The sequence below is a fragment of the Geopsychrobacter electrodiphilus DSM 16401 genome (assembly GCF_000384395.1).
Taxonomy (GTDB): Bacteria; Desulfobacterota; Desulfuromonadia; order Desulfuromonadales; family Geopsychrobacteraceae; genus Geopsychrobacter; species Geopsychrobacter electrodiphilus.
In genome coordinates this window covers 2664484-2676870 of record NZ_ARWE01000001.1, presented here as the reverse complement: position 1 = coordinate 2676870, position 12387 = coordinate 2664484, and the positions used below count along the sequence as shown (strand labels likewise).

At 52.3% G+C, this 12387-nt stretch carries 11 protein-coding genes and 2 tRNA genes; all 13 read left to right on the top strand.

Annotation, left to right across the window (positions count from 1 at the left end; translation table 11 throughout):
- The first annotated feature begins 2 nt into the window (after positions 1-2).
- Positions 3-767: a 3',5'-cyclic-nucleotide phosphodiesterase gene (locus D888_RS0112800; RefSeq protein WP_020676953.1), complete on the top strand. Its 765-nt coding sequence runs from the start codon at positions 3-5 to the stop codon at positions 765-767.
- A gap of 63 nt (positions 768-830) precedes the next feature.
- Positions 831-1679 carry an acetyl-CoA carboxylase, carboxyltransferase subunit beta gene (gene accD / locus D888_RS0112795; protein ID WP_020676952.1) on the top strand — a complete coding sequence of 283 codons (849 nt, stop codon included), beginning with the start codon at positions 831-833 and terminating at the stop codon, positions 1677-1679.
- 6 nt (positions 1680-1685) lie between these two features.
- A complete protein-coding gene (locus D888_RS0112790; RefSeq protein WP_020676951.1) occupies positions 1686-2945 on the top strand; it encodes a bifunctional folylpolyglutamate synthase/dihydrofolate synthase in 1260 nt (419 codons plus the stop codon).
- Positions 2942-4984: an LPS-assembly protein LptD gene (locus D888_RS0112785; protein ID WP_020676950.1), complete on the top strand. Its 2043-nt coding sequence runs from the start codon at positions 2942-2944 to the stop codon at positions 4982-4984. Before D888_RS0112790 ends, D888_RS0112785 begins: the two co-directional genes overlap by 4 nt.
- Positions 4985-5063: 79 nt before the next feature.
- On the top strand, positions 5064-5375 hold the full coding sequence (locus D888_RS0112780; protein WP_020676949.1) for an FtsB family cell division protein: 312 nt from the start codon (positions 5064-5066) through the stop codon (positions 5373-5375).
- A gap of 60 nt (positions 5376-5435) precedes the next feature.
- Positions 5436-6209 carry an SPOR domain-containing protein gene (locus D888_RS0112775; RefSeq protein WP_020676948.1) on the top strand — a complete coding sequence of 258 codons (774 nt, stop codon included), beginning with the start codon at positions 5436-5438 and terminating at the stop codon, positions 6207-6209.
- Between the two features lie 68 nt (positions 6210-6277).
- Positions 6278-6354, top strand: a tRNA-Met gene (locus tag D888_RS0112770).
- Positions 6355-6392: 38 nt separating this feature from the next.
- Positions 6393-6469 (top strand) — tRNA-Met (locus D888_RS0112765).
- A gap of 84 nt (positions 6470-6553) precedes the next feature.
- Positions 6554-7930: a tRNA lysidine(34) synthetase TilS gene (gene tilS / locus D888_RS0112760; RefSeq protein WP_020676947.1), complete on the top strand. Its 1377-nt coding sequence runs from the start codon at positions 6554-6556 to the stop codon at positions 7928-7930.
- Positions 7931-8025: 95 nt separating this feature from the next.
- Complete coding sequence (ftsH, locus tag D888_RS0112755; protein WP_020676946.1) at positions 8026-9930, top strand: ATP-dependent zinc metalloprotease FtsH; 1905 nt, start codon at positions 8026-8028, stop codon at positions 9928-9930.
- Positions 9914-10795: a dihydropteroate synthase gene (gene folP / locus D888_RS21630; RefSeq protein ID WP_245555014.1), complete on the top strand. Its 882-nt coding sequence runs from the start codon at positions 9914-9916 to the stop codon at positions 10793-10795. Before ftsH ends, folP begins: the two co-directional genes overlap by 17 nt.
- Positions 10796-10854: 59 nt before the next feature.
- Positions 10855-11640, top strand: coding sequence for a diadenylate cyclase CdaA (gene cdaA / locus D888_RS0112745; RefSeq protein ID WP_020676944.1), 786 nt, complete (start codon positions 10855-10857; stop codon positions 11638-11640).
- 2 nt (positions 11641-11642) lie between these two features.
- Complete coding sequence (locus D888_RS0112740) at positions 11643-12344, top strand: CdaR family protein (protein WP_020676943.1); 702 nt, start codon at positions 11643-11645, stop codon at positions 12342-12344.
- Positions 12345-12387 lie beyond the last annotated feature (43 nt).

Genomic DNA, 12387 nt, shown 5'->3' with positions numbered 1-12387 from the left:
GAATGCAACTGAAGGTTCTCGGCAGCAGTGGATCCCGTGCTCCCGGTTTTCATGCCAGCTGTCTGTTGATCAACCAGCGATTGCTGCTGGATGCCGGAACCGTCAGCTTTGCCTTGAGCCTTGAAGAGCAAGCCCAGATCGATGATGTGTTGCTGACTCACGCCCATCTTGATCACATGGTTGATCTGGCCTTTCTGGCCGACAATATGATGGGTTTGCGAACAAAGTCGATTCGGGTTTGGGCGCCTGAACCTGTTCTCGCCATGGTAAGTGAGCATCTACTGAACAACAAGGTCTGGCCAGACTTTACCCGTCTTCCCAGTTCTGACCGTCCGGTCTTGCGGTACTGTCCGCTGCCGCCGGAGGGACCTGTAGAAATTGCCGGCTTGCAGGTGAGCTGGAGACAGACCAACCACCCGGTGCATACCGTCGGCTATCTGTTCGAAACTGAGCATGCCGCGATTCTTTATTCGGGCGACACCAGTGATACAGAAGAGATCTGGCAGTTAGGGCGTGAATGCACTAAGCTGCGTGGTGCATTTATTGAAACCTCTTTTCCTAATCGCCTTGACGATTTAGCGATACGCAGTGGACACATGACACCAGCGATGTTGGAAAAACAGCTGGTAAAACTGGACCGGGACGATGTTCCGGTGTACATCTTTCATATGAAGCAGCAGTATCTCGATGAGTTGCAACGTGAACTTTCACAGTCGGCCCATCCGCAGTTAACGGTGCTCCGCGGAGGCGAAATCTACGAGATCTGACAGATATCCGCTATCCTTTTCCGGCAGGACCGGGAAATAAAATGGCGGAAGAGAGGTTGATTCATGGCTTGGTTTAAGAGTAAGAAAGCGCCGGTCACGGCCGTTGAAAGAAAGAAAATCCAGATGCCTGAAGGGGTTTGGACCAAATGCAAGAACTGCCAGGAGATTATCTACGCCAAGGAGATCCTGCGTAACCTCAATGTGTGCCCCAAGTGTGATTATCATTTTCGTATCAGCGCCCGGGAGCGGATCGATCTGATTCTGGATGAGGGTTCGTTTGTCGAGATGGATGCAAAGGTCCGTTCGGTTGACTTTCTGGAGTTCAAAGACACCAAAAAATACAAAGACAGAATTCGCGATGCGGTCAAAAAATCAGGTGATGGTGATGCCGTTATTTGTGGCAGCGGCACCATCGATGGGCTACCGACGATCGTCGGCGTCTTTGACTTCTCCTTTATGGGGGGAAGTATGGGGTCGGTCGTTGGTGAAAAACTGACACGCGCCATCGAGAAAGGGCTTAAGGTCAAGGCTCCGGTCCTGATCTTCAGTTCATCGGGTGGGGCGCGGATGCAGGAGAGTATCCTGTCGTTGATGCAGATGGCCAAGACCAGTGCGGCGCTGGGCAAGTTGAAAGCGGCAGGAATTCCGTTTATTTCGGTATTGACCGATCCGACGACCGGTGGTGTGACTGCCAGTTTTGCCATGCTCGGTGATATCAATATGGCCGAGCCGCGTGCCTTGATCGGCTTTGCCGGACCGCGGGTTATAGAGCAGACGATTCGCCAGACTCTGCCGGATGGTTTTCAGCGTTCTGAGTATCTGCTTGAGCATGGCATGGTCGATATGATTGTGCCGCGGAGCGAAATGAAAGAACGTCTTTCGCAGATATTGCGGATCTTCACTAATAGTTGAGGCGACATGGACTATTCGTCCAGCCTCGATTACCTCTATGCCTTACAACATTTCGGCATAAAGCTCGGGCTTGAAAATACCCGTCGACTGCTAGAGTCGCTGGACAATCCGCAACGTAAGCTGCGGATTGTCCATATTGCCGGAACCAATGGCAAGGGCTCGACGGCGGCTGCGCTGGAGCAGGTTTTGCGTAGCCTGGGCTTTTCAACCGGCCTTTACACCTCACCTCATCTCCACAGCTTTACCGAGCGGATCCGCATTAACAACCGCTCGATCAGCGAAGCGGAGGTTGTGCGACAAACTCAAGAGATTCGAGCTTGTGGTGCAGAGATCATCCCGACTTTTTTTGAGTTTACGACGGTCATGGCCTTGCGCGTTTTTGCCGAGCAGAAGGTCGACTGGGTGATACTGGAGACCGGATTGGGTGGGCGGCTTGATTCGACCAATGTGGTTTGTCCTGCCTTGTGTATCATTACGCCTGTAGCGCTCGACCACGCGGCTCACCTCGGCGAGACGCTGACCCTGATTGCCCGGGAGAAGGCAGGCATTATAAAGGACGCCGTCCAGCTGATCTGTGCTCGGCAACAGCCTGAGGTGGCCGAAGTCTTGCGTCAGGTTGCTCAGCACAAACAGGCCCCCTTATTATTGGCGGGGCGTGATTTTTCTTGGGATTTGCCTCCGCTCCCTTTTGGTTTTCACGGTAGATCACTGGAAATTCCCGAGCTTGAGTCTGGTCTGCCTGGTGTCTATCAGCGCGAAAATATTTCCCTTGCCCTGGCCGCTGTCGAGCAACTTTTGCCCGCTGAGCTTCTTGATCTAAAACTTATCAGGGGTGCCGTTGCTGAGCTGCGTTGGCCGGGTCGACTTGAATGGGTCGGGGACATCCTGCTCGATGGAGCACATAACCCTCATGCAGCTCTGGGCCTGGCTGAATTTCTCGCCCAGGAAAATTTGCAGGGTCTGCTCTGGGTCGTTGCAGTCAAAGGGGATAAGGACGTCACGGGGATTTTGACACCTCTCTTTCCCCACGTTGAACAGGTTTTTTCGGCCCCGCTGAAGGCTGAACCTTCCGCCTCTGCACCGAATATTCTGGAAATCGCCAGACAGAATGGAGTTTCCGGCGAAGTTTTTTGCAACCTGGAGGATGCATTGATGAAGGCCATCAGAGTTAGAAAGTCGGGGCAAAAAATTCTGGTTGCTGGCTCCCTTTTTCTGGTGGCTCAGCTGCGTGAACAGTGTCTACATCTTTCTGGAGTCGGCATTTGAAACTGGGCTTGTTTTTCATAGTGACTCTCCTGCTGCTGTCTTCCAGACTCCTGGCCGCTGAGTTGCCCAAATCCGCAGCGGGGGCTCCGGTGGATCTGGAAGCTGATCAACTCGATTTTGATCAGGCAACGGGCCGCTATCATGCGCTTGGGAATGTGCATCTGACACAGGGGCCGCTCCAGGTGAGGAGTGATCAGCTCTGGTGGAATCAACAAACCGGTGAAATTGATGCCAGCGGTCAGGTTCATTTAACCGGCCCCGAGGAAGAGTTGAATGGGCAACGAATTTCCTACGATCTGCGACAGGGAACCGGCTTTATCGAAGAAGGAGAGGCTCTGTGGCCGGCGAAATCTCTCCGTATCTCTGGTCGGCGTCTCGAGCGACTCGGGACGCAAAGATTTCGTCTCTATGATGGCCGAATCACGCTGTGTGATGGAGAACGTCCGGCATGGTCGGTCGGGTCCCGACAGGCGGATGTCACCATTGGTCGTTATCTTATCGCCAAGCATGCGCTGCTTTATATCAAGGATGTGCCGTTTTTTTATTCCCCATACTTGAAGATCCCGATTAAAAACGAACGTGAATCAGGCTTTTTAATGCCCAGTCTCGGTTTTTCTGGCCGGAAAGGCAGCAAATTATCAACCGCCTGGTATCAGGTGTTGGGCCGCAATATGGATGCGACCTTTTATCTGGACCATATGTCGAAAATCGGTACCGGGATCGGGCTTGAATATCGCTATATCTTTTCACATAACCAGCAGGGGAAATTTAACGCTTATACTGTCCTGGCACGAGACGGCAGCAATCCCCTGCTCCTCGACTGGACGCATTTCGGGCAGATCAACGATGACCTGCGAATGGTGGTCGATGCAGAGTTTGTCAACGATCGCAGCTATTTCAGTGATTACGGTGAAGTCGCAGGGGTGTATAATCAGCAGCAGGTTATAAGCAGTCTCTTTGTGAATCAGGTCTGGGATAAGGCGAGCCTTACCGGGCAGTTCAAGTCAATCAAGGATCTCGAGGCTGCAGACAGCGATCCCTGGCAGGCGGCTCCGCAAGTCGATTTTTCTGTGGCCCCTTTACGGCTCTGGAAAACGCCTCTCTACTTCGGGCTACAGTCGGCCTATACCCGTTTTGCTCGAGATGACGGGGTCACCGGAACCCGCTTGACAGTGCGTCCGGGAATTGGGGTTCATACCTATCTGACCAAGGGACTCGAATTTAATTTTGAATATGGCTATCGCCAGAATCATTATGTTCAACTGGATAACGGCCTGACCTCTTCCTCAGGTTATGCGGATATGCAGGCGCGCGTGTCGAGCCGGCTGTCACGAGTTTACGGCAACGGAAGTCGCAGCTGGCTGCACAGCATCGAGCCTGAATTCAATTATATTTATAACGAAGCCAATACTGGCGTTGCACTTCCTGATTTCGATCGTTACGATCAGGTAAATCAACAGCATTCTGTAGGTTATGCACTGGTTAATCGGATCATCGGAAAGTGGAGCAATGATGAGGGCGGCGATATCCAGCGCGAGGTGCTGTGGCTCAAATTGTCACAGGACTACGCACTTCAGCAAGGGGGAGTCGAGGGCAACCCTTTCTCCGAGTTGCGCACTCAATTGACCCTGCGTCCTTTGCAGAACGGCTCATTGTCAGCGGATGCTTATTACGATATTGAGCAGAATCGTTGGCCGGACCTTTCCTTTGATGGCAACCTGACTGATGAGCATGGTAACAGCCTGAATGTTACCTATCATAAACGGCGACCCTCCACTGGTCTGGAGCAGGTTGACAATGTCAATATTGGGGTTAACCTGGCGCTGCTGAAGCCGTTGTATCTGGGGTACGAACAACGCTACGATCTTTTGCAGTCATCCCAACTGGAGCAGGTGGTCACTCTGGATCTGCGTCAGCAGTGCTGGGGCATCAAGGCGACCTTGCGTGACCGGAACGTTGAACGTTCAATCATGTTTGAATTGACACTCAGTGGAATCGGGCAGATCGGACAGTTTGGTCGGAGTTTCCTGTCCAACTAGATCAGGTGAATACCGGGAAAGATGTTGACCCTATTGTTGCTGCGTGCGAAGCTTTTAACCTTCAAGTGGGGAGGCGTGTTTGGCTGAAGCAAAAGAACCGGGTCGGCCGGTAAACAGAATTATTCCTCTCTGGTTGATTCTGATTGTGCTGGTGATGTTCGGGTTTGCCTTATTGGGTGAACGCGGAGCGTTGAGGGCCTTTCAAACTTATCGGCATAAGCAGGATCTTGAGTTACGGTTGGCTGATCTGCAGAAACAGCAGGAGGAGTTGCGTAAGGAGATCCAGCTGTTGCAGAAGGACCGTGATTATTGGGAGCAGCTTGCGCGCAAAGACTTGGGTATGGTGCGGGAAGGTGAGTTGATTTATCAGTTTTCGGGTGACGAAAAATAAGTTATTTGTTGCAGGTGAAATACTGCTTCGCAGCGAACACTTGAATATGCGGGGACAACGATGGACATGAAATCAACGATGAAAACACGGGTGCAGCGCCGGGTTGAAAAAAAACAGGTTGTGTTGCTGGTCACGCTGGTTCTGGTGATCGCGGTCGTCAGTTTTGCTTTGGGTGTAATTGTCGGGCGGAATCGCGTGGCCGTGAAAGATCTTCCCTCTGCAAATGAATCGACTCGTATCAGTGTGCCGATTTCGCAGACTCCGACGGCCGAAAAGGAACCGCTCCAGGCAAAGGCTCCCGAGGAAAAACTTAGTTTTTACGATAATCTGTCCAAGGCAGAGCCTGCCCCGCTCGGGAGTGGGATTAACCTGCCGCCGGATAATCGCTTGTCGAGTGCCGAAAAATTAAAAACGGAGAAATTAATCTCGGGCTCATTTCAAGAGGTTAGCCCGGCAGTGTCTGAACCTGCCGCGTCCAATGTGGCAACGGCATCCGCAAAGGTTGACTCTTCTCCCACCGCCAAGAAATCAACCCCTCCTGCTGAATTGGAATCCTCTGCCTCTTCTAAACCCCAGGCCATGCCTTCGGTCGTCAAAGGGGGAGAGTGGGTGGTTCAGGTCTTTTCTTCACAGTCCGCTGCCGACGCCGGAATCCTGCGTGACAAGTTGAGCGCCAAAGGGTATCCGGCGTATATTGCCGAAGCAGATCTGGGGAAAAAGGGTCTCTGGTATCGGGTTCTTTTTGGCCCCTACCTCGATAAAAATACAGCTGTTCAGGCGCAGTCCTTTGCGACGAGCAAGGATAAACTTAAGGGCTTTGTCAAGCACCGCTGATCGGGGTTTGAACAACAGTTTTTTGCTTGACATTTGATCTGCGGAGTAATACTTTCCTGCACTCGTGACGCGGGATGGAGCAGTCTGGTAGCTCGTCGGGCTCATAACCCGAAGGTCGGAGGTTCAAATCCTTCTCCCGCAACCAAGTTATAAGCCCTTTATCCGGGCATTAAATAGTTGCATGGCGGTGTAGCTCAGTTGGTTAGAGCATGCGGCTCATATCCGCAGTGTCCGGAGTTCGAATCTCTGCACCGCCACCAATTCGAAAAGCCCTTCCCGGTTACGGGGAGGGCTTTTTTGGTTTATACTGCGCGTTAGACTGTAGCGACAGGTATGAGGGATCTGTGGAGAGAATTTTCAGTAAGATTGCCCGGCAGGCAGGAGTCGGGGCAGAGACCTCTCTGCTTCTCGGTGTCTCTGGTGGCGTTGATTCGATGGTGTTGCTTGATCTGCTGTGCCGTTTTATGGGAGATGGCGGTCACTATTTGCAGATTGTCCATGTTGACCACCAGATTCGCGCAAAAAGCGATGAAGATGCTGATTTTGTCCTTAATCAGTGCCGGGAACTTGGGATTCCTTGTCAGGTGGAACGGGTTGATGTCCCGGCGCTTGCGATCGAGAAAGGTTTAAGCCTGGAGACGGCAGGTCGTGAAGCACGCAGAAAATTATTCTTAGGTCAGGCAGAGGCCGCCGGTTGTATGCATATTGTTTTGGCCCACCATCGTGATGATCAGGCTGAAACCTTTCTCCAACGCCTGTTGAGAGGAAGCGGCAAGAGTGGCCTGGCCGGGATGTCTGAAATACAAGGTCTGTGGTGGCGCCCCCTGCTCCGGTTTTCGCGGCAGGAAATAATGGCCTATGCGGAACAGAGAAAGCTCCGGTGGGTGGAAGATGAGAGTAACGCGGACACTGTTTATCTGCGTAACCGAATCCGTCATCAGTTGTTGCCGCAATTGTCTGACTACAACCCTGAAATAAAGCAGCGGTTGGCTTCTTTGAGTCGTCAGTTTCAGCTGGAGGAAGATTTCTGGCAGCAGCAGGTGGCCCAGTGCTGGGCAAAGGTACTAGTTAACAATGAGGATGGCCTGCGCCTGAATCGGCAGGCACTTCTTGACGCACATCCTGCTCTTCAGGTGCGCCTGCTGCGGGAGGGGTTACGCCAGGTGAGGGGAGATTTGTCTGGAATCGCAACTGTGCACCTGGATGCTTTGTCCCGATTACTTCATACCGAACGTTCTCAGGCTGAGCTCGATCTACCCGGCAGTTGGGCCGGTCGCCGTTATGAGCAATTATGGCTACGCAAATCCAAACCAGAGCGCCTGTCCTTTGATCTCCTTTTATCACTAGGCAAGCCACTTTCTCTCCCTGATGGAAGGGTTCTTTATGCGGAACTGAGCGGTCAGGCGGTTAGCGAGACAGCTGTTCAGGTTGTCTTTGATCCGTCAGCACTTGAATTTCCGCTGCAGGTTCGATCCCCGGAAGCTGGGGATCGTTTTCGACCGTCAGGAATGCGGGGGCAGCGAAAGCTAAAAAATTTTATGATTGATCTGAAGCTCGAAAAAGAGCAGCGCCAATCCTTTCCCTTGTTGCTTGATCGGGGAGAGATCCTTTGGTTGATTGGTCTGCGTCGTTCGGCTCTGGCCCCTCTCGAAAGTAACAGCCGGAAAATGCTTGTTCTGAGGCTGCTTGAAGCCGCAGATTTACCGACAATTGCCTTGTGAGTGCAGTTCGTTTATGTTAGTTTTTCAAATCTTTCAAGTCATCTGGCTGGCCGTTAAACGGCCAGCTGTAGCGTAAAAGCTCCATAGGGGGTCCAGTGAGTCAATTTCAGAAAAATCTTGCCCTTTGGTTGGTCATCTCACTCCTGATGATCATGCTCTTCAATATGATGAGCCAACGGGGGGGCGACCAGAAAAAAATTAACTATACCGAGCTTCTGGGTAATATTGAGTCAGGACAGGTTACCAAAGTCGTCATCCAAGGTTCCCAAATTTCCGGAACACTTGAAGATGGCACCAAATTTTTAACAACAGCCCCGCCAGACATGCAGTTGATCCCGGAATTGAAGGATAAGGGGGTCACGATTGAAGCCAAGCCGGTCGATGATCAGGGGTTCTGGTTTACCCTCTTGGTTTCCTGGGGGCCGATCCTCTTGCTGATCGGGGTCTGGATCTTTTTTATGCGCCAGATGCAGTCTGGTGGCGGTAAAGCCATGAGCTTCGGCAAGAGTAAAGCCAAGCTGCTGACTGATACTCAGGGGTTGGTGACGTTTAAGGACGTTGCTGGTGTCGACGAGGCCAAGCAAGAGCTTGAGGAGGTGGTTGAATTTCTCAAGGATCCGAAAAAGTTTACTCGTCTTGGCGGCCGAATCCCCAAAGGGGTACTGTTGGTTGGCGCTCCCGGAACCGGGAAAACCCTGCTGGCACGTTCTGTCGCGGGTGAAGCCGGGGTCCCTTTCTTCACCATATCCGGTTCAGATTTTGTTGAAATGTTTGTCGGCGTCGGGGCCAGTCGGGTGCGTGATCTTTTTCTGCAAGGAAAGAAAAATGCGCCCTGTATCATCTTTATCGATGAAATTGACGCCGTGGGTCGTCACCGGGGCGCCGGTCTGGGCGGTGGACATGACGAGCGTGAACAGACTCTGAATCAGCTGCTGGTCGAGATGGATGGCTTTGAGTCAAATGAAGGGGTCATCCTTGTCGCGGCGACCAACCGACCAGACGTCCTTGATCCCGCTCTGCTCCGGCCGGGCCGTTTTGACCGTCAGGTTGTGGTCCCTCGGCCAGATATCAAGGGGCGAAGTCGAATCCTTCAGGTGCACTCACGTAAAGTGCCGATGGGTGAGGATGTCAACCTCGATGCGATTGCCAAGGGGACGCCTGGTTTCTCCGGTGCCGATCTGGCGAACCTGATCAATGAGGCAGCATTGCTGGCCGCTCGCAGCAATAAAACCCAGGTGGATAATTGTGATTTTGAAGCGGCCAAAGATAAGGTCCTGATGGGGGCAGAACGCCGTTCAATGGTGATTACTGAGGACGAGAAGAAAGTCACGGCCTATCATGAAGCCGGTCATGCGCTGGTTTCGGTTTTGACCACAGGTTCAGACCCGGTGCATAAGGTGTCAATTATCCCACGGGGACGTGCTCTGGGGGTCACCATGTATCTGCCTGCCGAAGAGAAGTACAATGAAACTGAGATCGGTCTGAATATAAAAATATGTGCCTTGTTGGGAGGACGGATTGCTGAAGAGATGACCTTCGAATCGGTCACCAGTGGTGCCAGCAATGATCTGGAACGGGTCAGTGCCATTGCACGAAAGATGGTTTGCGAATGGGGCATGAGTGAAAAAATGGGGCCCCTGACCTTCGGTGAAAAGGAGGGCGGCGAAGTTTTCCTCGGCCGTGACATGGGCCATATGAAGAACTATAGCGAATCGACAGCGGTTGACATCGATAATGAAATCAGGCGGATTGTCCAGGAAAACTATCAGAAGACCAAGAAGCTGCTCAGTGAACATCATCCTCAATTAAAGGACCTTGCCGAAGCTTTGCTTGAGCGCGAGACCCTTGACGGACCCGAAGTCACGAAGATCGTTTTTCCAAATGCCGAAGTTCCAGCGCCTGTCGTAACTGAAGTAAGCGAGGGGGCTGAGACTGTCGAGCCAGCTGTTGATGAAACCGTGGTTGACAGCTCATCAGAAGCGCGTGACCCAGACGCCTGAACGGATACCGCAACCTGCGCGATTGTTCGGTAAGGGGTGCTCGCTCGAGCTGACCCGACCGCGGATTATGGGTATTCTGAACGTGACCCCCGACTCCTTTTCGGATGGTGGTCATTTTTACAGCCTTGACAATGCGCTGACGCAGGCCCGCCAGATGATAACTCAAGGGGCTGATCTGTTGGATATCGGGGGGGAGAGTACCCGGCCAGGAGCGAAGACGGTCTCACTCCAGGAGGAGCTGGATCGGGTTCTTCCCGTGATTCAACGTCTGCGCGATGAAACCGATATTCCACTCTCGATCGACACGAATAAGGCCTCTGTTGCTGCAGCCTCAATTGCGGAAGGTGCCAATTTTATTAACGATATCAGTGGCTTGAAGTTCGATTCACTGATGGCTCATGTTGCAGCTGAGACCGGTGCCGGTCTTTTCCTGATGCACACTCCTGGTCGGCCTGATGTCATGCAACAACAGACCGACTACGAAGACCTGATTGGAGAAGTGACCTCTTTCCTGCTTCAGGCTGCAGCAAGCGCCATTGCCACTGGAGTGGATCGACATTCAATAGCTCTTGATCCAGGTATCGGATTTGGTAAGAATATTTACGGAAATCTCGCGCTGTTAAAACATCTGGACTTTCTGGTCGCATGTGGATATCCGGTGTTGCTTGGCACCTCGCGCAAGAGTTTTATCGGTCAGATTCTGCAAATGGTTGATCCCTCCCATCGGCTTGCCGGGACCTTGGCCAGTGTTGCGCTTGGGGTTGAGCGGGGTGCGCAGATTTTTCGAGTACATGATGTGCGCCCGGCACGCGAAGCGGCTTTGGTTGCCTGGGCTATCCGCGAGGGGGCTCCGCCCGTTACCTGAGACGAGTGCGCCAATGATGATGCCTCTGACTGTGACGGATTCCCGGAATTGGGATTTCAATGCCTGACATACTAGCCAACTTCCGACTGCTTGATTTACTTGATATCGGCATCGTTGCCTTTATTATCTATCGAATTATCCTGTTAATCAAAGGCACCCGCGCGGTGCAGATGCTCCTTGGGTTGGCTGTTATTCTCCTGGTTTATGTGGCGTCACGGGTTGGCGAGCTACATACCCTTAACTGGATCCTCAGTAATTTCCTCTCTTCAATTATCCTGGTTATTGTTGTTATTTTTCAAAGCGATATCCGGCGTGCCCTGATGCATGTCGGACGTAATCCCTTTTTTGCGGGCCTGTCCTTTTCCGAGGAGAGCGCCGTTCTTGATGAACTGGTGCAGGCGTGTGTTGCTCTCGGGCAGAAGAAAATCGGCGCGCTGCTCGTGATTGAGCGTGAAACGGGGCTCAAGGATGTTTTGGAAACTGGCACCGCGATCGACGCGCGGGTGACGAGTGAGATTATTCAGGCAATTTTTTTGACCTCCTCGCCGATCCATGATGGCGCCCTTGTGGTGCAACAGGGTCGTCTCACTCAGGCCGGATGTTTTTTGCCGCTGAGCCAAAATCTGGATATCAGCAAGTATCTGGGCACGCGTCACCGTGCTGCCATCGGTCTGACTGAACTGCTGGATGCCGTGGTGATTGTCGTCTCGGAAGAGACAGGCAAGATTTCAGTGGTGGTCAACGGGGGAATCACTCGCGACCTGGATGCGACAGACCTGCGCAAGGTTCTGGGTCGACTGCTTGAGCCGCGGCGCAAAAAAACCAAGCAGAAAAGGAAGGGTTAGGGATGCTTGAGTTGATTACCAAAAACTGGACGTTGAAACTCCTTTCCCTGACCTTCGCCCTGATTTTGTGGATGTTCATTATGGGAGAGCGGCATCTTGAGGTCGGATACACCGTTCCCCTCGAGCTGCAGAAAATTCCGAAAGATCTGGTGATTGCCAATCAGGTTCCCAGTTTGATAGACGTGCGTATCAGCGGGCCGCGCACCCTGTTGATGAAGGTCAGTCCGAACGATATCAGTATTGCCGTCGATCTCTCTGACCTTAAACCGGGGCTGACCTCCTTTAAACGTCTTGATGAGCGCTTGAATCTTCCGAGTGGGATGCGTGTGACCCGTCTTTCGCCATCGTTTGTTGATATTCGGCTTGATCGGCGGAAAGAAAAACTTGTCCCCATAAAGGTGGTTTTTGCCGATGATCCTGACCCGGGTTATCGTGTTTCCGGTCTCAAGACGATACCGGATAAAATCGCTATTTCCGGGGCCGAAAGTGAGATCAAATCAGTTTCGGAGGTGATGACCGAGCCGATCAGTCTGAAAGGTGTAACCGAAGGGTTTTCGCAGATTGTACCTTTGGTCTATGAACACACGTATTCCAACTTTTTGAACGAAAAAACAGCAGAGATTCATGTCGCAATTGAGCCGGTGGCTCCTGTCCCTGAGACCCAGTTGCCGGCGAATAATTCTACAGAAGGTGGGGTGAAGTAGTGGGGAAAAAACGCTTGTTCGGAACAGACGGAGTGCGGGGAGT

Excerpts from the sequence above, each read along its gene's own strand:
- D888_RS0112740 (WP_020676943.1), top strand. The coding sequence starts at position 11,643 with ATGCTTGAGTTGATTACCAAAAACTGGACGTTGAAACTCCTTTCCCTG.
- cdaA (WP_020676944.1), top strand. The coding sequence starts at position 10,855 with ATGCCTGACATACTAGCCAACTTCCGACTGCTTGATTTACTTGATATC.
- D888_RS0112800 (WP_020676953.1), top strand. The coding sequence starts at position 3 with ATGCAACTGAAGGTTCTCGGCAGCAGTGGATCCCGTGCTCCCGGTTTT.
- D888_RS0112790 (WP_020676951.1), top strand. The coding sequence starts at position 1,686 with ATGGACTATTCGTCCAGCCTCGATTACCTCTATGCCTTACAACATTTC.
- D888_RS0112775 (WP_020676948.1), top strand. The coding sequence starts at position 5,436 with ATGGACATGAAATCAACGATGAAAACACGGGTGCAGCGCCGGGTTGAA.
- accD (WP_020676952.1), top strand. The coding sequence starts at position 831 with ATGGCTTGGTTTAAGAGTAAGAAAGCGCCGGTCACGGCCGTTGAAAGA.